Annotated in this window: 20 protein-coding genes; 9 read left to right on the top strand and 11 right to left on the bottom strand. The window is 64.2% G+C overall.

The features are described from left to right. Positions 1-125 precede the first annotated feature (125 nt). The gene (locus HELO_RS06725; protein ID WP_013331985.1) at positions 126-1,466 is read left to right on the top strand and encodes a hypothetical protein; all 1,341 of its coding nucleotides are present in this window, start codon (positions 126-128) and stop codon (positions 1,464-1,466) included. A 3-nt stretch (positions 1,467-1,469) separates the two neighbouring features. On the opposite strand, the gene HELO_RS06720 is transcribed toward HELO_RS06725, so the two are convergent. Beyond that, positions 1,470-1,991, bottom strand: a complete 522-nt coding sequence (locus tag HELO_RS06720) for a zinc ribbon-containing protein (RefSeq protein WP_041601971.1) — start codon at positions 1,989-1,991, stop codon at positions 1,470-1,472. A gap of 219 nt (positions 1,992-2,210) precedes the next feature. On the opposite strand from HELO_RS06720, the gene leuS reads away from it, so the two are divergent. The 6 genes from leuS (at position 2,211) to HELO_RS06690 (ending at position 8,321) form a co-directional block, all read left to right on the top strand. Further along, positions 2,211-4,793 carry a leucine--tRNA ligase gene (gene leuS, locus HELO_RS06715; protein ID WP_013331983.1) on the top strand — a complete coding sequence of 861 codons (2,583 nt, stop codon included), beginning with the start codon at positions 2,211-2,213 and terminating at the stop codon, positions 4,791-4,793. Between the two features lie 21 nt (positions 4,794-4,814). After that, complete coding sequence (locus tag HELO_RS06710; RefSeq protein WP_013331982.1) at positions 4,815-5,306, top strand: LPS-assembly lipoprotein LptE; 492 nt, start codon at positions 4,815-4,817, stop codon at positions 5,304-5,306. A gap of 10 nt (positions 5,307-5,316) precedes the next feature. Next, the gene (holA, locus tag HELO_RS06705; protein ID WP_013331981.1) at positions 5,317-6,375 is read left to right on the top strand and encodes a DNA polymerase III subunit delta; all 1,059 of its coding nucleotides are present in this window, start codon (positions 5,317-5,319) and stop codon (positions 6,373-6,375) included. 137 nt (positions 6,376-6,512) lie between these two features. Next, positions 6,513-6,902, top strand: coding sequence for a PA2779 family protein (locus tag HELO_RS06700; protein WP_013331980.1), 390 nt, complete (start codon positions 6,513-6,515; stop codon positions 6,900-6,902). A 16-nt stretch (positions 6,903-6,918) separates the two neighbouring features. Then, a complete protein-coding gene (locus tag HELO_RS06695) occupies positions 6,919-7,890 on the top strand; it encodes a PA2778 family cysteine peptidase (protein ID WP_013331979.1) in 972 nt (323 codons plus the stop codon). Beyond that, complete coding sequence (locus HELO_RS06690) at positions 7,887-8,321, top strand: DUF488 domain-containing protein (RefSeq protein ID WP_013331978.1); 435 nt, start codon at positions 7,887-7,889, stop codon at positions 8,319-8,321. Before HELO_RS06695 ends, HELO_RS06690 begins: the two co-directional genes overlap by 4 nt. A gap of 91 nt (positions 8,322-8,412) precedes the next feature. On the opposite strand, the gene nqrM is transcribed toward HELO_RS06690, so the two are convergent. The 8 genes from nqrM to HELO_RS06650 form a co-directional block, all read right to left on the bottom strand. Next, positions 8,413-8,667 (bottom strand): (Na+)-NQR maturation NqrM, encoded by a 255-nt coding sequence (gene nqrM, locus HELO_RS06685; RefSeq protein ID WP_013331977.1) that lies wholly within the window; start codon positions 8,665-8,667, stop codon positions 8,413-8,415. A 174-nt stretch (positions 8,668-8,841) separates the two neighbouring features. Beyond that, positions 8,842-10,074 carry an NADH:ubiquinone reductase (Na(+)-transporting) subunit F gene (gene nqrF, locus HELO_RS06680; RefSeq protein WP_013331976.1) on the bottom strand — a complete coding sequence of 411 codons (1,233 nt, stop codon included), beginning with the start codon at positions 10,072-10,074 and terminating at the stop codon, positions 8,842-8,844. Positions 10,075-10,143: 69 nt separating this feature from the next. Then, the gene (nqrE, locus tag HELO_RS06675; RefSeq protein ID WP_013331975.1) at positions 10,144-10,761 is read right to left on the bottom strand and encodes an NADH:ubiquinone reductase (Na(+)-transporting) subunit E; all 618 of its coding nucleotides are present in this window, start codon (positions 10,759-10,761) and stop codon (positions 10,144-10,146) included. Position 10,762: 1 nt separating this feature from the next. Continuing rightward, the gene (locus HELO_RS06670) at positions 10,763-11,431 is read right to left on the bottom strand and encodes an NADH:ubiquinone reductase (Na(+)-transporting) subunit D (RefSeq protein WP_013331974.1); all 669 of its coding nucleotides are present in this window, start codon (positions 11,429-11,431) and stop codon (positions 10,763-10,765) included. Between the two features lie 2 nt (positions 11,432-11,433). Next, entirely contained in the window at positions 11,434-12,246 is an 813-nt protein-coding gene (locus HELO_RS06665; RefSeq protein ID WP_013331973.1) for a Na(+)-translocating NADH-quinone reductase subunit C, read from the bottom strand. After that, the gene (locus HELO_RS06660) at positions 12,246-13,469 is read right to left on the bottom strand and encodes an NADH:ubiquinone reductase (Na(+)-transporting) subunit B (RefSeq protein WP_013331972.1); all 1,224 of its coding nucleotides are present in this window, start codon (positions 13,467-13,469) and stop codon (positions 12,246-12,248) included. The genes HELO_RS06665 and HELO_RS06660 overlap by 1 nt, the downstream gene beginning before the upstream one ends. After that, positions 13,469-14,818 carry a Na(+)-translocating NADH-quinone reductase subunit A gene (locus HELO_RS06655; RefSeq protein ID WP_013331971.1) on the bottom strand — a complete coding sequence of 450 codons (1,350 nt, stop codon included), beginning with the start codon at positions 14,816-14,818 and terminating at the stop codon, positions 13,469-13,471. The genes HELO_RS06660 and HELO_RS06655 overlap by 1 nt, the downstream gene beginning before the upstream one ends. 293 nt (positions 14,819-15,111) lie before the next feature. Then, positions 15,112-16,572, bottom strand: coding sequence for a glyceraldehyde-3-phosphate dehydrogenase (locus HELO_RS06650; protein ID WP_013331970.1), 1,461 nt, complete (start codon positions 16,570-16,572; stop codon positions 15,112-15,114). Between the two features lie 181 nt (positions 16,573-16,753). On the opposite strand from HELO_RS06650, the gene mfd reads away from it, so the two are divergent. Both mfd and HELO_RS06640 read left to right on the top strand, forming a co-directional pair. Then, positions 16,754-20,200, top strand: a complete 3,447-nt coding sequence (gene mfd, locus HELO_RS06645; RefSeq protein WP_013331969.1) for a transcription-repair coupling factor — start codon at positions 16,754-16,756, stop codon at positions 20,198-20,200. A gap of 125 nt (positions 20,201-20,325) precedes the next feature. Further along, on the top strand, positions 20,326-21,387 hold the full coding sequence (locus HELO_RS06640; RefSeq protein WP_232519623.1) for a L,D-transpeptidase family protein: 1,062 nt from the start codon (positions 20,326-20,328) through the stop codon (positions 21,385-21,387). 126 nt (positions 21,388-21,513) lie between these two features. Here the strand turns inward: HELO_RS06640 and HELO_RS06635 are convergent, their stop codons facing one another. Together HELO_RS06635 and HELO_RS06630 are read right to left on the bottom strand one after the other, a co-directional pair. After that, the gene (locus HELO_RS06635) at positions 21,514-21,777 is read right to left on the bottom strand and encodes an Lpp/OprI family alanine-zipper lipoprotein (protein WP_013331967.1); all 264 of its coding nucleotides are present in this window, start codon (positions 21,775-21,777) and stop codon (positions 21,514-21,516) included. 196 nt (positions 21,778-21,973) lie between these two features. Continuing rightward, complete coding sequence (locus HELO_RS06630; RefSeq protein WP_013331966.1) at positions 21,974-22,618, bottom strand: L,D-transpeptidase family protein; 645 nt, start codon at positions 22,616-22,618, stop codon at positions 21,974-21,976. Positions 22,619-22,678: the final 60 nt, after the last annotated feature.

Raw genomic sequence — 22,678 nt, 5'->3', positions numbered from 1 at the left:
GCCTGAAGAAACAAGTGGCTGGAGAGACGACAGCCGGAATGGCCGTCCATGTGAACAAGGCCCTGCGGCTTGTGACCGCCGGCAAGCTTGCTTAGGATGCTATGAATTTCTCTAGAACATGACGCATGCAGCCTACGCGAGACGAAGGGCCCGACGAGGCCACACGGCGCCGGCGAGCCCTGGCCGGACTGACGATACTGGCCGGCCTGGTCATCCAGATCACCCAGTTCACCGGCGCCTCACCATTCAGCCCGCATCTGGTCGGTTATGCCCTCTGGCTGGGTACCGCCCTGCTGTGGCGCGATATCCCGTCCAGGAATCGTCGCCAGGCGGGCTGGCTGGCCGCCATCGGGCTCGGGCTGTTGCTGACGGCACGCTTCGGCTTCGGTGCGCAGATCGATTGGTGGGCGATGCTCGACGGCAACACCTATGTGGTGGCCATGCTGGTGGGGGTCAGCTTCATCGGTCTGATCGGCAATCTCCGCGGCCAGTCACAGCCGCCCACCGGCCATGCCGTGACCGGCCGCCGCGGGCTTGCCGGCACCTGGCTCGGCGTGCACCTGCTCGGCACGATTCTCAACCTGTCGACGGTGTTCATGGTCGGCGACCGGCTCGAGCGACGCGGCCCGCTCACCACGCCGCAACTGCTGGGCCTCAACCGAGGGCTTTCCAGCGCGGCACTCTGGTCGCCGTTCTTCGCCTCCATGGGGGTGGTGATGACCCTGGCGCCGGCGATGGATTACGCTACCATCGTCGCCCATGGCCTGCCCCTGGCCTTGTGCTCGGGATTGCTGACCCTGCTCGAACTGCCGCGCCGTTTCGACATGACCGAGACCGCCGGCTTCTCGATGTCGCCGCGCAGCCTGCTGATGCCGGTGGCCATGGCCGGCCTGGTGATGGTCTTCCATTACGTGCTGACGCCAGAACTGTCCATCGTCAGCATCATCACCTTCCTGATGCCGAGCGTGGCCCTGGCCACCAACCTTTCCCGAGGGCCTCGCTGGACCCTGAGCCGAGTGCGGCAGCATACCGTGACCCGGCTGCCGGCCATGCGCGGCGAGATCTCGCTGTTCCTGTGCGCCGGCCTGCTGACCCAGGGACTGTCGACGCTGGTCGATGCCGCCACCGGCAACGACTGGACGCTGTTCGCGCACTTCGGCGTTCCCCAGGCGACACTGAGCTTTTTGATCATCGTCGCCAGCGCCCTGGCCGGCCTGCACCCGATCATCGGCGTCTCGGTGCTGGCCTCGGTGCTCGACCTGGCCGCCGGGGACCAGACACTGTTCGCCTTCGTCGCCCTGAGCGCCTGGGCAGTGGGCACCAGCGTCGGCCCCTTGTCGGGCATCAACCTCTCGCTGCAGGGGCGCTACGGTGTCTCCGGCACCCACATGATGCGCCACAACCTGGGCTATGCCCTGGTCATGGCCATCCTGGTGGTGGGAACCCTGTGGCTGCTCGATAGCTGAGACTCAGGCCACCGGCGCCCGCACGAAATAGCGATGACCGCATTGATGGCAAGGTTCGATGCGCGCCACGCCGGCCAGTTCGACGATGGCATCGCAGTGCGCACAGGCCATGCGCCCGGGCGCGGCCATCTCACCGGCGGTGTAATCGGCCCGCGAGGCTTCCAGGTCGTCTTCCAGGCGCTCGCGTTCGATGAGGCTGCGATCGGCGATGGAAAACAGCGACTCGGTCACCTTGCGCGACAACACCGACAGATCGATGCCCAACCAGCTGGCCACGCCTTCGCCACCGGCACTCAGGTAGCGACGCATCTCCTTGAGGTCACGTTCGACCCAGGCACGCAGCAACGCCAGCTCATCGCGCGTGAACTCTTCGACCTCGGCCTCGAATTCGACGGCCTCGTCGAGCTCATGCTGCAGGGCATCGCGATTCAGTTCACCGGCACCTTCCTTGAGACGGTCGAGCATGCGCTCATAGGCTGCCTTCAATCGATGATCCCGGGATTGCGGATCCTGTTGCTCGCTCATCTGCTTCTCCTCGTTCTGGCGCCTGACATTGGCCGGCCCGTAGCCGGAACCCGTCGTGCTGGGGTATCCTTGCGAGCCTACGCTTTTTCCATTTAGACGGCACGCCGTCGGCGAATCAAGCACCTTTCGCCTCTCGCGGGGCGACACCTTGCGCCGACCCGCTGACATGCGCAGCACCGCCCGCGTTGCCCTCGACCAGCAAGGTATCCGAATACAGCGATGGACGCACAATACAAGCCCTTTGATATCGAACGCGACGCCCAGCGGTTCTGGGACGAAAACCAGTGCTTCAAGGCGATCGAGGATACCGATCGCGAGAAGTTCTACTGCCTGTCGATGTTCCCCTATCCCAGCGGCAAGCTACACATGGGGCATGTGCGCAACTACACCATCGGTGATGTGGTATCCCGCTACCAGCGCATGCAGGGCAAGAACGTGATGCAGCCCATGGGCTGGGACGCCTTCGGCATGCCGGCGGAGAACGCGGCCATCCAGAACCAGGTTCCCCCGGCCCGCTGGACCCAGCAGAACATCGAGACCATGCGCGCCCAGCTCAAGTCGCTGGGCTTCGCCTATGACTGGAGCCGCGAGTTCGCCACCTGCGACAGCGACTACTACCGCTGGGAGCAGTGGTTCTTCACCAAGCTGGTGGAAAAGGGCCTGGTCTACAAGAAGATGTCCATGGTCAACTGGGACCCGGTCGACCAGACCGTGCTGGCCAACGAGCAGGTCATCGAGGGACGCGGCTGGCGCAGCGGCGCGCTGGTGGAACGCAAGGAAATCCCCCTGTGGTTCCTCAAGATCACCGACTACGCCGAGGAGCTGCTGGCCGATCTCGACCGGATCGACTGGCCCGAGCAGGTCAAGACCATGCAGCGCAACTGGATCGGCAAGTCGCGCGGCGTGGAGTTGACCTTCGATACGCATGCCGCCGACGGCTCGCCGCTGGAGCCGCTCTCGGTCTACACCACCCGCCCCGACACCCTGATGGGCGTGACCTACCTGGCCGTGGCCGCCGACCATCCGCTGGCCAAGTCCGCCGCCCGGAACGACGCCGCCCTGGCCGATTTCCTCGAGGAGTGTGCCCGCGGCGGCACCTCCGAGGCAGAACTGGCCACCAAGGAAAAGAAAGGCATGCCCACCGGGCATTCGGCCATTCACCCGCTCAGCGGTCGCGAGCTGCCCGTCTATGTCGCCAACTTCGTGCTGATGGAGTTCGGCACCGGGGCGGTGATGGCGGTGCCGGCCCACGACCAGCGCGACTGGGAGTTCGCCACCAAGTACGGCATTCCCATCGAGCCGGTGATCGCCGATGCCAACGGCGACACGCCGGACCTTTCCGCCGGCGCTCATACCGAGTACGGCACCCTGATCAACTCCGGCGAATTCGACGGTCTCGGCTTCGAGGCGGCCTTCGATGCCATCGCCGCCAGGCTCGCCGAACAAGGGCGCGGCGAGGTCAAGACCAACTACCGGCTGCGCGACTGGGGCGTGGCGCGTCAGCGCTACTGGGGCGCTCCCATCCCGGTCAAGTACGGCCCCGAAGGCCAGACCGTTCCGCTCTCCGACGACGAGCTGCCGGTGTCGCTGCCGCTCGAGGTCACCGTCGACGCCTCCGGCTCGCCGCTGAAGAAGATGCCCGAATTCAGCGACCTGGGTGATGGCTGGACGCGCGAAACCGATACCTTCGACACCTTCATGGAGTCCTCCTGGTACTTCGCGCGCTTCTGCTGTGCCGACAACCACACGGCCATGCTCGACGACCGCGCCGACTACTGGCTGCCGGTGGATCTGTACATCGGCGGCATCGAGCACGCCATCCTGCACCTTCTCTACGCGCGTTTCTTCACCAAGCTGATGCGCGACTTCGGCCTGGTAAAGGCCGACGAGCCCTTCCAGCGCCTGCTGACCCAGGGCATGGTGATCGCCGAGACTTATTACCGCCCCACCGCCAACGGCGGCAAGCAGTGGTTCAACCCCGCCGATGTCGAGGTCAGCCGCGACGACAAGGGTCGCCCGGTCAGCGCAACGCTGGTGGCAGATGGCCAGCCGGTGGAGATGGGCGGCATCGAGAAGATGTCCAAGTCGAAGAACAACGGCGTCGACCCTCAGGCGATGATCGATCGTTTCGGCGCCGATACCGTGCGGCTGTTCATGATGTTCGCCGCACCGCCCGAACAATCCCTGGAGTGGTCGGACTCCGGCGTCGAGGGCGCCCATCGCTTCCTCAAGCGCCTGTGGCGTCTGGTCGCCGAGCACCTCGAAGCCGGCACGCCCGCGACACTCGATACCGAGTCGCTCGACGATGCCCAGCGCGAACTGCGTCGCAAGACCCACGAGACCATCCAGAAGGCCAGCGACGACATCGGCCGGCGCACCACCTTCAATACCGCCATCGCCGCGGTGATGGAGCTGACCAACGCGCTCGGCAAGTTCGATGACACAAGCCCGCTCGGCCTGGCCGTGGCCCGGGAAGCGGTCGAAGCCTGCGTGCTGCTGCTGGCGCCCATCACGCCGCATGTCTGCCACACGCTCTGGGCCGAGCTCGGCCATGACGAGCCGGCCATCGACGCCCGCTGGCCGGCACTGGATGAGTCGGCACTCGCCCGGGACACCATTGAACTGGTGGCCCAGGTCAACGGCAAGCTGCGCGCTCGTCTCGAGGTCCCGGCCGACGCCAACAAGGCCGCCATCGAGGCCCAGGCCATGGCCACCGAGAACGTCCAGCGCCATATCGAGGGCAAGACGATTCGCAAGGTCATCGTGGTGCCCGGCAAGCTGGTCAACATCGTCGTCGGCTGATCCACTGCCCAAGGAGTTTCCATGCAGCGTCGAACCCTGCTCCGCCTGACCCTGGCCACCGGCGCTTCCCTGGCGCTGGCGGGATGCGGTTTCCGCCTGCGAGGCATGGGCACCGCTTCCCTGCCCTTCGCCGCGCTGGCCGTGGATGGCACGGATGACGACCTTTCCCGGCTCGCGGTCAAGCGCCTGCGGGCAGCGAACGTCAGTGTCGAAGAGGCGGCCCCGCAGGTCTTGAACCTGGGACCGGAGTCCTTCGGTGAACAGCGCTTGAGCGTGCTGAAATCCGGTCACCAGGCATACGACATGACGCTCGAAGTGCCCTTTTCGGTCCAGCGGCGCGACGATGGCGCCTATCTGCTCGATCAGCAGCGCCTCGAGGTCCAGGAGCGCCTCACCTTGAGCAGCAACAACCTGCTCTCCGTCGACGATCGACGTAGCGAGGTGCAGCGTCGCCTGCGTCGCAAGGCGGTCGACCAGTTGCTGGAACGGCTGCGGGCCCTCGACGGCCAATGAGGAGACAAGCGTGAAGGTCTTCGCCGACAAGCTCGAGGACGCCCTGGCCAAGTCCCTGCCTCCGGTAGTGATCGTCGCCGGCGATGAGCCGCTGCAGCACATGGAGGCGTGCGATGCCGTGCGTCGCACGGCGCGCGAAGCCGGAATCGAAGAACGCGAAGTGCTGCATGTGGAAGCCAACTTCCCCTGGGGGCGCCTGCTCGAAAGCGCCGCCAGCCTGTCTCTGTTCGCTTCCCGCAAGCTCATCGAGCTGCGCCTGAACGGCAAGCCCGGCCAGGAAGGCGCCAAGGCGCTCAAGGAATATGCCGAGGGCATGAGCGGCAGTGACAACATCCTGCTGATCGCCTCCGCCAAGCTGGACTATCGCGAACAGAAAAGCGCCTGGTTCAAGGCACTGGACAAGGCCGGGCTCTTCGTCCCGGTATGGCCGGTGGATGCCTCCCGACTGCACTTCTGGCTGCGCGACCGCGCCTCCCGACACGGCCTGACCCTGGATCTCGATGCCGCTCGCCTGCTCGGCGAACGCACCGAGGGCAACCTGCTGGCCGCTGATCAGGAACTGCAGAAGCTGGCCCTGCTGCTGCCGCCCGGAGCACGCATCTCCCCTCAACAGGTAGCCGGTGGCGTGGAGGACAGCGCCCGTTACGATGTCTTCACCCTGCTGGACGCCTGCCTCAAGGGCGAGCGCGCCCGGGTGTCGCGTATCCTGGGCGGCCTGCGTGGCGAGGGTGTCGAGCCGCCCATCGTCCTGTGGGCCCTGACCCGGGAGCTGCGGCTGCTGCTGTCGATCCACCAGCACCTGGATCAGGGCCAGAGCCTCGAACATGCCTGCAAGGCCCAGAAGCCGCCTATCTTCGACAAGCGCCGCCCCGCCTACCAGCAGGCCATCCAGCGCCTGCCCATGAAACGGCTGCACAAGCTGCTGTTGTTTGCCCAGCGTCTCGACCTGACGATCAAGGGTGCCGGCACCATCCCGCTATGGGACGGCCTGCACGACCTGGCACTGACGCTGGCAGGCGGTCGCGGGCTGCTGGCGGAGCTGCCTTCCTCCTACAGAGTCGGCGGATGAGGATAGCGGCGATCCGTGAAATCTCAGACACTTATTCGCTATAATGAGTCATCATCGCCATCGTCGCGACGCAAGGACGCCACACGCGGAGCCGACACGAGCCGTCATACTCACTACCCATAAAAGGATGCATCCCCATGAAGCGACTCAGCCGTCTCCTCAGTCCCCTCCTGATCATTGCCCTGGTCATCGGTAGCCTGCCTGCCGTCGCCGCCGCACCGAACAGCGAGCTGGTCGGCACCGCCGCGGTGCTCGACGCCAGCACCATCCAGCAGGACCGCGAGCGCATTCGCGATGTCCTGGCCCGTGACGACGTGCAGCGTCAACTGCAGCTGCAGGGCGTCGACGCCGATGAGGTACAGGCGCGCGTGGCAGCGCTGTCCGATGCCGAGGTGAGCGAGATGGCCGACCGCCTCGACCAGATGCCCGCCGGGGCCAGCGTCGTCGGCGCCCTGTTCGCCGTCTTCGTGATCCTGCTGGTGACCGATATCCTCGGTCTCACCAACGTCTACCCCTTCACTCGCTGATCGGGAGACATCTAGAATGATTCGCCTGCTTCGGCAGCCAGGAAACGCCCGCCTTGCGGGCGTTTTCATGTTGGCGATCTGCATGTTGAGCCTCGTGGGCTGCGCCTCGACACCGACCCTGTCGCCCGAGACCGCCCGCGAACTTCCCCAGCGCGCCCTGCTCGACGACGTGCCTTTCCACGGGCAACGCGACTACCAGTGCGGTCCCGCCTCCCTGGCCATGGCGCTTGGCGCCAGCGGTGTCTCGGTGGACGTGGACACCCTGATTCCCCAGGTCTTCCTGCCCGACCGGGAAGGCAGCGTACAGCCCGAGATGCTGGCCGCGGTGCGTCGCCATGGACGCATACCCTTTCCGCTCGAAGGAGGCTTCGAGGCCTTGCTCACCGAGCTCGATGCCGGCCATCCGGTGGTGGTGATGCAGAACCTCTCGCTGCCCCTGTGGCCGGTCTGGCACTACGCCGTCGCCATCGGCTACGATCGGCCGGCCGAGCAGATGATCCTGCACAGCGGAACGACGCCCGAGCATCGGGTGGCCTTCAACCGTTTCGATGCCACCTGGGCGCGCAGCGACCGCTGGGCCTTCGTCGCCCTGCCCCCTGGCGACCTCCCGGCCAGCGACGATGTCGACAGCGCCATCCGCGCCATCACCGACTTCGAATCCGTACAGGGTGCCGAAGCCGCCCTGCCGGCCTGGAATGCCCTGGCCGAGCGTCACCCCGGCTCCGCCATGGCACGCTTTGCCCAGGGCAACGCCCGGCATGCGAGCGGCGACGAAGACGGCGCCATCGCCGCCTTTCGTGCCGCAACCCGATCGGATTCCGAGCTGGCCCCCGCTTGGCTCAATCTCGGCCTGCTGCTCAAGGCACGAGGTAACATCGAACGGGCTCGCCATGCCCTCGAGCAGGCGGCGACACTACCCGGTCCCTGGCAGTCGCGTGCCCGGGAGGAACTGGTATCACTCGAACAAGGAGAGGAGAGCCCAAGGTGAGCTATGAGATCGTGCTCAAGCGCGTCTACCAGCCGATCGAGCCCGATGATGGCGCTCGCCTGCTGGTGGATCGACTCTGGCCACGCGGCAAGCGGCGCGAATCGCTGGCACTGACCGACTGGTACCGGGACGCCTCACCGTCCCTGACGCTGCGCCGCCAGTACCACGAAGGCGAGATCAGCAACGGCGTCTTCGCCGCCCGCTACCGCGGCGAACTACGCAGTGCGCCCGAGAATCTCCTGCCGCTGATGCGCCACGCCCGGGCCGGGCGACTGACACTGCTCTCGGCGGCCCGCGATCTGGAGGCCTCGCATCTGCCGGTGCTCAAGGAAGCCGTGCTGGCGGCCTTGCGCGAAGAGGATGCAGCAGACAGCGAACCCGCCTCGTCGCCATGTTTTGGCGGCCATGAACGACCCTCCGACGATACCTGACGCCGGGAAGGCCTTCGCAAGGGTATCGGGGTTCGCCTCGAGTATCCGACCTCGAACACTGCAGGCGGCGCTGGTCCCCGATGAAACGCGATCAGCGCCGCGTGGCGTCGTAGCCCAGATCGGCGCCACTGTTCTCGTCGCTGCTGCGACGGGCGCGGCCACGCTTGCGGTTCTCTTCCTCGCAGACCTCGTCCTTGCCGCCGCAAACCTCGCAGCCTTCCTTGAGGCCCAGGTTGTTGAGCCCGCCACAGGACCCCTGGATGGGACGACGCCCCAGAATGACGCCCACGGCCATGGCCGCCACGATGACCAGCATCAGGGCCAGAACGACCAGAAAGGTACTCATATGAACTCTCCAGAATAAAAGGAATGGGGCCTGCATTCATTATGACCACGACATCCGGTCATGAGATCCCCAACGGACTCCTTGTCGGGTATGCCGACAGCCGCGCTATCGGCATACCCGACGAAAAGACCGAACAGGGCCGGCCCGAAGGCCGGCCCTGTGTTGGCATCGGTGTCAGCCACCGAAGTCGTCCAGCATGATGTTTTCCGGTTCGACGCCAAGATCCACCAGCATCTTGATCACCGAAGCGTTCATCATGGGCGGCCCGCACATGTAGTACTCGCAATCCTCGGGCGCCGGATGATCCTTGAGATACATCTCGTAGAGGACATTGTGGATGAAGCCGGTCGGCCCGTCCCAGTTGTCTTCGGGCAGGGGATCGGACAACGCCAGGTGCCACTCGAAGTTGTCGTGCTCCTCGGCCAGCTGGTCGTACTCTTCATTGTAGAAGGTCTCCCGCCAGGAGCGTGCCCCATACCAGAAGGTAATCTTGCGCTTGGTATCCAGGCGCTTGAGCTGGTCGAAGATATGACTGCGCATCGGCGCCATGCCGGCACCACCACCGACGAACACCATCTCCGCATCGGTGTCCTTGGCGAAGAACTCGCCGAAGGGCCCCATCACGGTCACCTTGTCGCCCGGCTTCAGGCTGAAGACGTAGGTCGACATCAAGCCCGGCGGATGGCTGGTGTTGGGCGGCGGCGTGGCGATACGCACGTTGAACTTGAGGATACCCTTCTCTTCCGGGTAGTTGGCCATCGAGTAGGCCCGGATGATTTCCTCGTTGTTCTTGTGGGAGATGTCGAAGAGGCCGAACTTCTCCCAGTCGCCCCTGTACTCTTCCTCGATATCGAAGTCGGAGAACTTGATGTCGTAGGGCGGCGCCACCAGCTGCACGTAACCGCCGGCGCGGAAGGCCACATCTTCGCCTTCGGGCAGGCGCAGGTTGAGCTCCTTGATGAAGGTCGCGACGTTGGGGTTCTCGATGACCTCGCATTCCCACTTCTTGACGCCGAAGACCTCTTCAGGGACCTCGATCTTCATGTCCTGCTTGACCGGCACCTGACAGGACAGGCGCCAGCCTTCCTTCTTCTCGCGCAGGGTGAAGTGCGACTCCTCGGTGGGCAGGATCGAGCCGCCCCCCTCTTCCACGCGGCACCGGCACTGGGCGCAGGAACCACCGCCACCGCAGGCCGATGACAGGAAGATGCCATTGGCGGCCAGGGTGTTGAGCAGCTTGCCGCCCGCCTGGGTGGTAAGGGTGTGCTCGGGGTCGCCGTTGATCTCGATGGAGACGTCCCCGGAACTGACGAGCTTGCTCCGGGCGGCCAGGATCACCGCCGTCAGACCGATGATGACCACGGTGAACATGACCACACCGAGCAAGATGACTGTTGTATCAACCATGTCGGTTTCCTATTGCTTGCGTTGCCTGGTTACCGGTGGCGCATGGCCACCGGCAGAACACGACCCACCTCAAAGCTGAATGCCGGAGAAGGACATGAAGCCCAACGACATCAGGCCGACGGTGATGAAAGTGATGCCCAGGCCCTGCAGGGAGGCGGGCACGTCGCTGTACTTGAGCTTTTCGCGAATACCGGCCAGGGCGGTGATCGCCAGTGCCCAGCCGACGCCGGCACCCAGACCGTAGACCACGGATTCGCCGAGGTTGTAATTGCGCTCGGACATGAACAGGGTCGCGCCGAGGATCGCGCAGTTCACGGTGATCAACGGCAGGAATACGCCCAGGGCGTTGTAGAGCGCCGGCACGTACTTGTCCAGGAACATCTCCAGGATCTGCACGATGGCGGCGATGACGCCGATGTAGCTCAGATAGCCGAGGAACGTCAGATCGATGTTCTCGGCACCGGGGATACCGGTCCAGGTCAGCGCGCCCTCACCGAGCAGATAGGTCAGGATCAGGTTGTTCACCGGCACGGTGATGGTCAGCACCACGATGACGGCGATGCCCAGGCCGAACGCCGAGGACACCTTCTTGGACACGGCCAGGAAGGTACACATGCCCAGGAAGAACGCCAGGGCCATGTTCTCGACGAAGACCGAGGCGACGAACAGGCTCAGATAATGTTCCATGTTACACGGCCTCCTTCGGCTGGGTGTTGGCCTTCATCTCGAACTCGTTCTCCTCGACCTGCTCGGGGTTGATGGCACGCAGCACCCAGATGATCAGGCCGATAATGAAGAACGCCGACGGCGGCAGCAGCAGCAGCCCGTTGGGCACGTACCAGCCGCCGTCCTGCACGGTCTGCAGCACAGTGAAGCCGAACACGCTGCCGGAACCCAGCAGTTCGCGGAAGAAGCCGACGGTCATCAGGATGAAGCCGTAGCCGAGACCGTTGCCGACACCGTCCAGGAAGGACAGCCCCGGCGTGTTGGTCATGGCGAAGCCCTCGGCACGCCCCATCACGATGCAGTTGGTGATGATCAGGCCAACGAAGACCGACAGCTGCTTGGACATCTCGTAGGCATAGGCCTTGAGAATCTGGTCCACCACGATCACCAGCGAGGCGATGATCGTCATCTGGACGATGATGCGGATGGAGGACGGAATGTGGTGGCGGATCAACGAGACGAACAGGTTGGAGAACGCCGTCACGAAGATCACCGCCAGCGACATGACCAGCGACACGCTCATGCTGCTGGTTACCGCCAGCGCACTACAGATCCCCAGGATCTGCAAGGCGATGGGGTTGTTCTTGAAGATCGGCGTCGTCAGGACGCCCTTGGCAGTCGGTGCAGACATCTTCAGGCTCCTTCAGTCTCGTCGGCGGAAGCCGTGTTGGCGGCTTCCTGATCGGTGCCACTGCGGAACTTGGCCAGATAGGGACCAAAGCCCTCGGGCCCGAGCCAGAACTGCAGCATGTTGGTCACCCCCTTGCTGGTCAACGAGGCCCCGGAGAGTGCATCGACCTCGGTGTCGGAGCTGGCGCCTCCCTTGACCAGGGCGATGGCCGGATTCATGTCGCCGTCCTCGCCATAGATCTCCTTGCCTTCCCACTGGGCCTTCCACTTGGGATTGTCGACCTCGCCGCCGAGCCCGGGGGTTTCGGAATGCGAGTAGTAGGTGATGCCGACGATGGTATTGCCGTCGCCTTCCACGGCCAGGTAGCCGCGCATCAGCCCCCACAGGCCCTGCCCGCGAATCGGCAGGATCACCTGCTCGGGGTCGTCCGGATCGCCCACCAGGTAGACGGTAGTATAATTTTCCTGGCGCGACAGGCCCGCAATGTCCTTCTCGCCGGACAGGGTCCGGGACTGCGCCGGATCCTTGGCCGCCTCGAAGTTATTGAAGCTGTCCGGATCGTACTCGTCGGTGTACTCGCCGTTGCGCAGGTCGATCACTCTGGGCGTGATCTTCTGGAACTCTTCCGCCACATCGTCGCCCGGCTCGTAGAGGTCGGCCACGTTGAGGATATTGGTCTTGCGATCGAGTTCCTGGTTGAGCTGCTGCTTCGAGCGCAGCGCCACCGCAGCGGTGGAGACGATGATCGAGCACACGATGCAGAGTGCGAACGCCACCGTCAGGATCTTCTTGATGGAGTTGTTGCTCTGTGCCATCAGGCATTCTCCTCGGCCGAACCGGTGCGCCGCTCACGGCGCTTGATGTTGGCCTGAACAAAGAAGTGGTCGATCAGCGGGGCGAACAGGTTGGCGAACAGGATCGCCAGCATGATGCCTTCCGGGAAGGCCGGGTTCACCACGCGGATCAGCACGGTCATGACGCCGATCAGGGCCCCGAAGATGAGACGCCCCGGATTGGTCATGGAGGCGGACACCGGATCGGTGGCCATGAACACCATGCCGAAGGCGAAACCACCGATGACCAGGTGCCAGTACCAGGGCATGGCGAACATCGGATTGGTATCGGAGCCGATCAGGTTGAACAGGGCGCTGGTCACGACCATGCCGAGGAAGACGCCAAGCATGATTCGCCAGGAGGCGATCTTGGTCCACAACAGTACCGCCGCACCGATCAGGATCGCCAGCGTGGACGTCTCGCCTATCGAGCCCGGCATGAAGCCAAGGAAGGCATCCCACCAGCTGAACTGGTCGCTCAGGGCGCTCATGCCGTTCTGATAGGCAGTGGACAGCGCAGTGGCGCCGGTAAATCCATCGGCCGCGACCCACACGGAATCACCGGAGATCTGTGCCGGATAGGCGAAGTAGAGGAAGGCACGCCCCGTCAGCGCCGGGTTGAGGAAGTTCTTGCCGGTGCCGCCGAAGATTTCCTTGCCGATCACCACACCGAAGGTGATGCCGAGTGCCACCTGCCACAGCGGAATGGTCGCCGGCAGGACCAGGGCATACAGTACCGAGGTGACGAAGAAGCCTTCGTTGACCTCGTGGCCACGCTTGATGGCGAACAGAACTTCCCAGAAGCCCCCGACCACGAAGGTCACCAGGTAGATGGGCAGGAAGTAAGTGGCGCCGAGCACGAAGTTGCCCCACAGGCTGCCCGGATCGTGGCCGCCGCCCAGGGTCATGACGATCGCTTCGCGCCAGCCGGTCGCCGCGCCGAAGCCATCGGCGATGGCCAGGTTGGCCTGCCAGCCGGCATTCCACATGCCGAAGAACATGGCCGGGAAGGTGCACAGCCAGACCGTGATCATGATGCGCTTGAGATCGACGCCGTCGCGCACATGGGCGGTTGTCTTGGCCACGCTCGGGGGCGTATAGAAGATGGTGTCCACCGCCTCATAGAGCGGGTAGAACTGCTCGTACTTCCCGCCCTTGTGGAAGTGCGGCTCGAGATTGTCGAGTGTCTGTCGGATACCCATCATCAGGCCTCTTTCTCAATCATGGTGAGGTTATCGCGCAGGATGGGACCGTATTCGTACTTGCCGGGACACACGTAGGTGCACAGCGCCAGGTCCTCCTCATCCAGCTCCAGGCAGCCAAGCTGCATCGCCGTTTCGATGTCGCCGACAATCAGCGAGCGCAGCAGCTGGGTGGGCAGGATGTCCAGCGGCATCACTTCCTCGTAGACTCCCACGGGCACCATGGCTCGCTCCGACCCATTGGTGGACGTGGTCGGCGCGTAGTTGCGCAGGCCCTTCAACTTGGAAAGATAGATCCCCATCACGGAATGGCGGTTGCCACCCGGCGAGAGCCAGCCCAGGAAGCTTCGCTTGTTGCCTTCCTCGAGCAGGCTGAGCTGGTTATAAAAGCGACCGAGATAGCGCAGGCTGCCTTCGCAGGTCATGCCGGAGAACACCGAACCGGAGATCACCCGGGTATCCTCGGGCTCCACGACTTCGCCATTCAGCAGCTCTTCGGTGCTGGCGCCCAGTCGGGTGCGCAGCAGGCGCGGCTGTTTGGCACGCGGCCCGCCCACGGCGATGACCCGATTGACGTCGAGTTTGCCCTCGGCGAACAGCTTGCCGAAGGCGATGACATCCTGATAGCCGAGGTGCCAGACCGACTTGTGAAGCGCCACGGGCGAGAGATGATGGATATGGGTACCGACCAGGCCAGCCGGATGGGGGCCGCTGAAGGTCTCCGTGACCACACCGTCGACCTCGCCGCCGGGCACGCTGGCCTGCGGGGCGGTGCACAGGAACACCTTGCCCTCGGTCAGTCGCGTCAGCACCTTGAGACCATCCTCGAAGGCCTCGGCCTGCTCGTTGATGATGCCGGCGGGATCGGGGCTGAGCGGGTGAGTGTCGATGGCGGTGACGAAGATGTTCTCGGGCTTGGCGTCCAGTGCCGGCGTGCGCGAATACGGGCGCGTGCGCAGCGCCGTCCACAGGCCCGACTCGACCAGTTGGTCGACCACTGTCTGGCGCTCGAGGGATGCCAGCTTGTCACGACCGTGGGCAGTGAAGGAGACCGCCTCCTCGGTGTCGTCGACCTTGATCACCACCGACAACAGCTTGCGTTTCTCGCCACGATTGATGGCCACGACCTCGCCGGCCGCCGGCGCGGTGAAGCGAACACCTTCGATCTTCTTGTCGGTAAAGAGCAGTTGGCCCAGTTTGACCTTGTCCCCCTCCCGGACCTCCATGGTCGGCTTCATGCCGATGTAGTCGGTTCCTAGGACGGCCACGTGACGCACCGGCCGCGCATCCTCGATGCGCTGCTCTGGGGCACCCGTGATGGGGAGATCCAGGCCTTTCTTGACTTCGATCATAGTCTCGCCCAGTTGATGGATCGGATATACGAAGGAAAGGGGTACGAATGGGTTCAGATTCTTTTGGTTGTCAGAATGTTACCAGTCGGGCCCGAGACGAACTCGAACCACCCCGAAAATCCCGGATATTATAAAGAGAAGCCGATGCGATGACTACCGACCGAAGGTCGCAAGACGGGTACTGACGCCTCTCTCGGGGCCTTGCGGTGAGTGGAAAAAACGTTGGCCGGCGAGAGGTGCGGGCTGGGGAAGGATCTACCGCCCCCGTCGATCGACGGGGGCGTGGGGACTCGTCACTGAGCGCGAGGCAGCTTGAGGAAGCTCACGTTGGAAACCTGCTGCAGGATACGGATGACCTGGCAGCTGTAACCGAACTCGTTGTCGTACCAGACGTAGAGCACAGCGTTCTTGCCGTTGGCGATGGTCGCCTGGGCATCGACGATCCCGGCATGGCGGTTGCCGACGAAATCGGTGGACACCACCTCGGGCGAATCGACGAAATCGATCTGCTTCTGGTAATCGGAGCCGATGGCCATGCGACGCAGGTAATCGTTGAGCGCCTCGGCGTCGGTCTCCTTCTCCAGGCGCAGGTTGAGGATCGCCATGGAGACGTTGGGCGTCGGCACCCGGATGGCGTTGCCGGTGAGCTTGCCGTCGAATTCGGGCAGCGCCTTGGCCACGGCCTTGGCGGCACCGGTTTCGGTCAACACCATGTTGAGCGGTGCGCTACGCCCACGCCGGTCGCCCTTGTGGTAGTTGTCGATCAGGTTCTGATCGTTGGTATAGGAGTGAACGGTCTCGACGTGACCATGCTCGACGCCGAACTCGTCGTTCATCACCTTGAGCACCGGCACGATGGCATTGGTGGTACAGGATGCCGCCGAGATGATGCGGTCGTCACTGGTGATGTCCTGGTGGTTGATGCCATAGACGATGTTCTTGACGTCGCCCTTGCCCGGCGCCGTGAGCAGCGCCTTGGAAACGCCCTTGCACTCCAGGTGCTGACTCAACCCCTGCTCGTCGCGCCAGATACCGGTATTGTCGACCACCACGGCATGGTCGATGCCATGGGCCGTGTAATCGATCTCGGCGGGCGAATCGGCGTAGATCACCTTGATGACATTACCGTTGGCGATCAGGGTGCGGGACTCGACATCGACGCTGATGGTGCCGTCGAAGGGGCCATGCACGCTGTCGCGACGCAGCAGGCTCGCCCGTTTCTCCAGGTCCTTGGCAATATCCCCGCGGCCGCGCACCACGATCGCCCGGAGCCGCAGCAGATTGCCGCCACCCGCCTTCTCGATCAGCACGCGGGCCAGGATGCGACCGATGCGGCCGAAACCGTACAGCACCACGTCCTTGGGCTCACCGGTGCCCGCATCCGGGTCATGCGCATCGACGATCTCGGCCAGCTCCTCGCGCAGAAACGCCTCGGCATCGCCGCCGCCACGCCTCTTGAAAGCCACGCCCAGCTTGCCGACGTCGACATGGGCCGGTCCCAGGTTAAGCGACTGCATGGCCTGGATCAGCGGAAAGGTATCCTGGACGGAGAGTTCGGTCCCCTCGATCTTGCGGACAAAACGATGGTCCTTGAGGATCCGGATGGCACTGCGATTGAACAGCGAACGCCCGAACATGGTAGCCACGACGTTGTTGCCGCGATAGAGGCTGCCGATCAGCGGGATCATCTGCTCGGCGAGCGCCTGGTTGTCGTGCCATTCCTGGAAGACGGTATCGAGGGATTCCTGACTCACGTGAGGCCTCTCTGTGGGGGGTTGAGATTCGCCGGTATTATCCGAAGCCGATCACCGAAGGGCAATCACGGGATGGTCGCAACCGGTGTAGACGGATTACAACAACCGGCTTCTCACTACATGACACGCGGGGCTGGTATGATGCCCACAGTCATCCCATTCGACACGACGCGAAGACGCCATGCCGACTTTCTCGCCACTCGACCCCCAGCGTCCGCAGGGGCTGCGTGACACCCTCTACTGGCAGACTCCGCCCGGCAGTGCCACGGCACTGGCGCTGGCGCATCTGGCCGAGGATGCCCCGCTGCTGGTCATCACCGCCGACACGGCCGCCGCCCAGCGCCTGGAAGGCGATCTGGCCTTCTACTCGCGCCTTCCGGTGCTGCCCTTCCCCGACTGGGAAACGCTGCCCTACGATAGCTTCTCGCCCCACCAGGACATCGTCTCGTCCCGCCTGCGCACCTTGCGTCGCCTCCAGGACGGCGAGCACGGCATCGTGCTGGTGCCGGTCAACACCCTGATGCAGCGCCTGTCCCCCGTCGACTACATCGCCGGACGCGTGATGACGCTGGAGGTCGGTACGACGCTGGACCGCGAGGGCTTTCGCGAACGTCTGTCGCGCGCCGGTTACCGGGCCGTCGAGACCGTCTACGAACCCGGCGAGTACGCCTTGCGTGGCGCGCTCATCGATCTCTACCCCATGGGCAGCGAGATGCCCGTGCGCATCGACCTGTTCGACGACGAAATCGACACCCTGCGCCGTTTCGACCCGGACACCCAACGCAGCCAGGACAAGGTGGAACGTCTCGACCTGCTGCCGGCCCACGAGTATTCCCTGTCGCGTGACGCCATTGCCTGCTTCCGCGAAGGCTTCGAGACCCTGTTCGACGTCGATCCCCGTCAGTGCCCCCTGTACATGGATGCGTTGAAGGGCATTCCTTCACCCGGCCTGGAACAATACCTGCCGCTGTTCTTCGAGGAGACGGCGACGCTGTTCGATCACCTTGCCGACACCACCCGGGTGGCCCTCACACCGGGCGTCTTCGAGGCGGCCGAGCATCACTGGGCGGCCATCGAGAGCCGCTATGAGAACCTCGGCGTCGACCCCACGCGCCCCCTGCTGCCGCCCCATCGCGCCTTCGTGCCGGTTCCCGAAGTCTTCTCCGCCATCAAGCGCTACCCACGGGTCGAGCTCACCGACGACACGGCGCATCCTCACGCCCTCACGCCGGCAGTGCGCAGTGTTCCGGAAGTAACGATCAACGCCCGCAGCAAGGAGCCGCTCGCCGCCCTCTCCCACTTTCTCGAGGATCACGCCACCCGGGTACTGTTCGTCGCCGAATCGCGAGGACGCCGCGAAGCCCTGGAAGAGATCCTGGCGCCCCTCCACCTCGACCTGCCCCACGTCGATGACTTCTCCGCCTTTCTCGACGGCAAGCCGCGCCTGGCCATCACCGAGGGCACCATCGACGCCGGCCTGTGGCTCGAGTCACCGAACCTGGCGGTGATCAGCGAAACCGAGCTGTTCGGCGAGGTCGTCCGCCAGAGCCGCCGCCGGGAAAAGGCCACCGACGACGACGAACTGGCCATCCGCCATCTTTCCGAACTGCGCCCGGGCGCCCCCGTGGTCCACCAGGCCCACGGCGTGGGCCGTTATCTGGGACTGGAAACCCTGGAAACGGGTGGCCAGGCCGCCGAATTCGTCGCCCTGGAATACGCCGACGGCGCCAAGCTCTATGTGCCGGTGGACAGCCTGCACCTGATCTCCCGCTATGCCGGTGCCGACGACGAGCTGGCCCCGCTGCATCGCCTGGGTTCCGAACAGTGGGACAAGGCCAAGAAGAAGGCGGCCGAGAAGATCCGCGACACCGCTGCCGAGCTGCTCGACATCTATGCGCGGCGCGAGGCCCGCGAGGGCTTCGCCTGTCAGATGCCGGACGCCGAATACGCCCGTTTCGCCGCCAGCTTCCCGTTCGAGGAAACCCCCGACCAGCGCGTCGCCATTCAGTCGGTGCTGGCCGACATGACGGCACCGCGCCCCATGGACCGCGTGGTATGCGGCGATGTGGGCTTCGGCAAGACCGAGGTAGCCATGCGCGCCGCCTTCCTGGCCGTGCACTCCGGACGCCAGGTCGTGGTGCTGGTACCCACCACCCTGCTGGCCCGCCAGCACTACGAGAACTTCCGCGACCGCTTCGCCGATACCGCGGTCAATATCGAGCTCGTCTCGCGGTTCACCAGCGGCCAGGGACAGAGCGCCGCCATGCAGCGCATCGAGGACGGCCGTGCCGACATCGTCATCGGCACCCACAAGCTGCTCTCCAAGTCGATGCGCTTCGCCAACATGGGCCTTCTGATCATCGACGAGGAACACCGCTTCGGCGTCGCCCAGAAGGAGCGCCTCAAGCAGCTGCGCGCCGAGGTGGACATCCTGACGCTGACCGCCACGCCCATTCCGCGCACGCTCAACATGGCCATGAGCGGCATCCGCGACCTCTCCATCATCGCCACCCCGCCGGCGCGCCGCCTTTCGGTGAAGACCTTCGTCCAGCAGCGCGACGAATCGGTGATCAAGGAGGCGATCCTGCGCGAGATTCTGCGCGGCGGGCAGGTCTACTTCCTGCACAATGAGGTCAAGACCATCGAGACGGCCGCCGAGACCGTGCGCGAACTGGTGCCCGACGCCCGGGTCGGCGTGGCCCACGGCCAGTTGCCGGAGCGCTCGCTGGAGCGGGTGATGTCCGACTTCTACCACAAGCGCTTCAACGTGCTGGTCTGCTCGACCATCATCGAGACCGGTATCGACGTGCCCAGTGCCAACACCATCGTCATTCAGCGCGCCGACAAGTTCGGCCTGGCCCAGCTCCACCAGTTGCGCGGCCGCGTGGGCCGCAGCCACCACCAGGCCTATGCCTACCTGCTCACCCCGCCACCTCGGGCAATGACCCGCGATGCCACCAAGCGCCTCGAGGCGATCGCCCAGTCCGAAGACCTGGGCGCCGGCTTCACCCTGGCCAGCCACGACATGGAAATCCGCGGCGCCGGCGAACTGCTCGGCGACGAGCAGAGCGGCCAGATGGAGGCTCTGGGCTACAGTCTCTACATGCAGATGCTGGATCGTGCGGTGAAGGCGATACGCGACGGCAAGACGCCCAATATCGAGGCTCCCCTGGACGAGGGTGTCGAGGTCAGCCTCAATCTGCCGGCGCTGATCCCCGACGACTATCTCCGGGACATCCAGCAACGCCTGGTCATGTACAAGCGCATCAGCAACGCCGAGACCGAGGCCGAGCTCAAGGAGCTTCAGGTCGAGATGATCGACCGCTTCGGTCTGCTCCCGGCACCGGTCAAGACCCTGCTGCGCCAGACCCGACTACGCCAGCGGGCCGAACGGCTGGGTATCACCCGGCTCGAGGCCGGCGCCGAGCGGGGCCGAGTGATATTCTCCGGCCATACCCGGGTCGACCCCTTGATCCTGGTAGAACTGATCCAGCACGATCCACAGACCTATAGGCTCGAAGGCGCCGACACACTGCGCTTCACGGCGAACCTGGAGGACGAGACATCGCGCTTCGACTTCGTCGAGCGACTCCTGGATTCACTCAATCGCAAGGCCGAGGCGGCATGAATCCCGCCGGTCACCCGACGCCGGACAGCGAACTCTCCCCCGGCAGATCACTCCAATACTCAGGCCCTTGGCCCAGGGACGAGGCCATAGCCCCGAATGAACGGCAATCAGAGACGATGACAGAGATGACACGCACTTCCCTTTTCGGGTACAGCACCCGCCTCGCCATGGCCCTGGGCCTGGCCGGCGCGCTCGCCGCGCCTCTCCAGGCCGCCGACGGCGACCTGCCTCCGGGGCATTACCGACTTCCCGAGAAGGGCGACCTGATCGGCGAGGTCACCACCGTCAAGGCCGACGAGAAAGACACCCTGATCGACATCGGCCACGAGCACCGCATCGGCTACCGGGCCATGGTACGCGCCAACCCCGGCGTCAGCGTCTGGTATCCCGGCGAAGGAACGGAGGTCAAGATTCCCGGTGAGTTCATTCTCCCCGACGTGCCACGTAAGGGCATCGTGATCAACGTCGCCGAAATGCGTCTCTACTACTATCCCCCGGCCAAGGACGGTGAGCCGCGCACCGTCCAGACATATCCACTCGGTGTCGGCCGTCAGGATTGGGAAACGCCGCTGGGTAACACAACCATTACCCAAATGGTCAAGAACCCGGCCTGGTACCCACCCGAGTCCATTCGCCAGGAACACGCCGCCGCCGGCGACCCCCTGCCAAGCGTGGTCCCCGCCGGCCCCAACAATCCGTTGGGCACCCGCAAGATGCGCCTCGGCATTCCCGGCTACCTGATCCATGGCACCAACAAGCCGGAGGGTGTGGGCATGCGCGTGTCTCACGGCTGCGTGAGGATGCTGCCAGACGATGCAGAAGCCCTGTTCGACCAGATCTCGGTAGGTACCCAGGTGCGCATCATCAACGACAGCTTCAAGCTCGGCTGGTCCGACGGCACTCTCTACGTCCAGGCCTACCCCTATCTGGACGAGAAACAGGGCACGACCATCCAGCGCGTCACTGAAGCGCTCTCGCAGGTCGAGGCCAGTATCGACTCCCATGACTACCCGATCGATTACGGGCGGCTGCGTGAGGTCGTGGAAGTCCCCAGCGGCATGCCGGTGGCCCTGAAAGCCTCCGAAGAGCCCGAGGAGCCTGCCCCCGAGCCCAAGTCGCTCTACGACCACCTGGAACTGGCCACCGCCCAACCAGGGCTCATGGATCGCCTCGCTCTCGACGGCTGATGCCGACCGCCACCGCCGGCAGGGTGCCGGCGGTGGCGCAGACGATGTCACATACGACAAGGGCCCCGCCGAATGGCGGGGCCCTTGTCTATCGTAACAACCGCCGCCCAGGGCGGCGGAGCACGATCACTTGCGCATGGAACGCTCGAACATGCGGTTCATCTCTTCACGGTTCTGCTGAGACATCTGCAGAGCCTTCTGAGCGTCACGCTGCGCCTGGTTGGCGGTGTTCTGAGCCTGGGTCGCGATGCTGCGAGCCTCAGCGGCATCGGCCTGGGCGGACTCGGCAGTGGTACGCACGTCTTCCAGAGCGCTGGAAGAAGCACAGCCAGCCAGAACGGCCAGGGAAGCGGCAGCGGCGGTCAGCTTCAGAGTCGTCTTGAGGGTCATAATGTTCTCCTTGGATCTTCCTTGGAACTGCATTGGCAATGCCTGCCGAAACAGGCCCCCGCAAAGCGGGACTTTATGAAAGTACTGTTTTCAGTACTCTCTTAGCAACATTACGTTGCACATCGCAGAAGTCAAACGCTGTTCAAAATCCCTGGCGTCCGCTTCTCGACGAGAACGTCCCTAGCGCATGTAAAGCCTAGCGGATGACGACCCGCGTGCCAATGTCGATCATCGACGACAGGGTATCGATTTGCCCATCCGTCACGGCGACACAACCATCCGTCCAATGAAAGCGACGATGGATCTCCGGATCCGCCACCCCGACGCCGTGGATACCGATGTATCCTCCCAGCACCGTATCCTGGGGCGGATTGCCGTGCCGCCGATAATAAGCGAAATAGTCGTCATAGTCTCGCTGGCTGTAGATACCGGACTGCAACGCCATGCGCGCATGGGTGGGCGTCGGATAATTCAGGCCGACGAAGGTGTGGAACTTGCTGTCGAAATTGAAGCGCGTGACACGAAACTCGCCCAACGGCGTCACCCGGCCACCGCGCTGGCGCTGAGGCTCGGCCCCGCCCCGGCCCAGCGAGATCGGCGAGAAATACTTCAGCAGCGTATTGCCGCGATAGAGACTCAGGCTGGCCGCCTCATTGTCGATGAGTATCCAGACTTCATTGCTGTAACGCGGCTGACCGGCATGCGTGAGGAGTTCGTCCATCGACTCGTCACGCGTCTGGATGGCCTCCATCAGGCCGGCGTGGGACAGGGAAGGCATCAGCAGAGCCAGGCAAAGGCCCGCGAACAACGAACCGAAGCGGCGGCGAGAAAGCAATGTCATGTAGGGGAACTCGTCGACGATGGAAGAGGCGATGAAATCGACGACGTTTATACCGCACCT

The organism is Halomonas elongata DSM 2581, from assembly GCF_000196875.2.
GTDB lineage: Bacteria > Pseudomonadota > Gammaproteobacteria > Pseudomonadales > Halomonadaceae > Halomonas > Halomonas elongata.
Note: the sequence above shows the minus strand (reverse complement) of the source record. Positions and strands in the feature narration are given on the sequence as shown.

Excerpts from the sequence above, each read along its gene's own strand:
- HELO_RS06725 (WP_013331985.1), top strand. The coding sequence starts at position 126 with ATGCAGCCTACGCGAGACGAAGGGCCCGACGAGGCCACACGGCGCCGG.
- HELO_RS06640 (WP_232519623.1), top strand. The coding sequence starts at position 20,326 with ATGACACGCACTTCCCTTTTCGGGTACAGCACCCGCCTCGCCATGGCC.
- HELO_RS06660 (WP_013331972.1), bottom strand. The coding sequence starts at position 13,469 with ATGATGGGTATCCGACAGACACTCGACAATCTCGAGCCGCACTTCCAC.
- mfd (WP_013331969.1), top strand. The coding sequence starts at position 16,754 with ATGCCGACTTTCTCGCCACTCGACCCCCAGCGTCCGCAGGGGCTGCGT.
- HELO_RS06695 (WP_013331979.1), top strand. The coding sequence starts at position 6,919 with ATGATTCGCCTGCTTCGGCAGCCAGGAAACGCCCGCCTTGCGGGCGTT.
- HELO_RS06655 (WP_013331971.1), bottom strand. The coding sequence starts at position 14,818 with ATGATCGAAGTCAAGAAAGGCCTGGATCTCCCCATCACGGGTGCCCCA.
- HELO_RS06665 (WP_013331973.1), bottom strand. The coding sequence starts at position 12,246 with ATGGCACAGAGCAACAACTCCATCAAGAAGATCCTGACGGTGGCGTTC.
- HELO_RS06630 (WP_013331966.1), bottom strand. The coding sequence starts at position 22,618 with ATGACATTGCTTTCTCGCCGCCGCTTCGGTTCGTTGTTCGCGGGCCTT.
- HELO_RS06720 (WP_041601971.1), bottom strand. The coding sequence starts at position 1,991 with ATGAGCGAGCAACAGGATCCGCAATCCCGGGATCATCGATTGAAGGCA.
- HELO_RS06710 (WP_013331982.1), top strand. The coding sequence starts at position 4,815 with ATGCAGCGTCGAACCCTGCTCCGCCTGACCCTGGCCACCGGCGCTTCC.
- nqrE (WP_013331975.1), bottom strand. The coding sequence starts at position 10,761 with ATGGAACATTATCTGAGCCTGTTCGTCGCCTCGGTCTTCGTCGAGAAC.
- leuS (WP_013331983.1), top strand. The coding sequence starts at position 2,211 with ATGGACGCACAATACAAGCCCTTTGATATCGAACGCGACGCCCAGCGG.
- nqrM (WP_013331977.1), bottom strand. The coding sequence starts at position 8,667 with ATGAGTACCTTTCTGGTCGTTCTGGCCCTGATGCTGGTCATCGTGGCG.
- HELO_RS06670 (WP_013331974.1), bottom strand. The coding sequence starts at position 11,431 with ATGTCTGCACCGACTGCCAAGGGCGTCCTGACGACGCCGATCTTCAAG.
- nqrF (WP_013331976.1), bottom strand. The coding sequence starts at position 10,074 with ATGGTTGATACAACAGTCATCTTGCTCGGTGTGGTCATGTTCACCGTG.
- HELO_RS06700 (WP_013331980.1), top strand. The coding sequence starts at position 6,513 with ATGAAGCGACTCAGCCGTCTCCTCAGTCCCCTCCTGATCATTGCCCTG.
- HELO_RS06635 (WP_013331967.1), bottom strand. The coding sequence starts at position 21,777 with ATGACCCTCAAGACGACTCTGAAGCTGACCGCCGCTGCCGCTTCCCTG.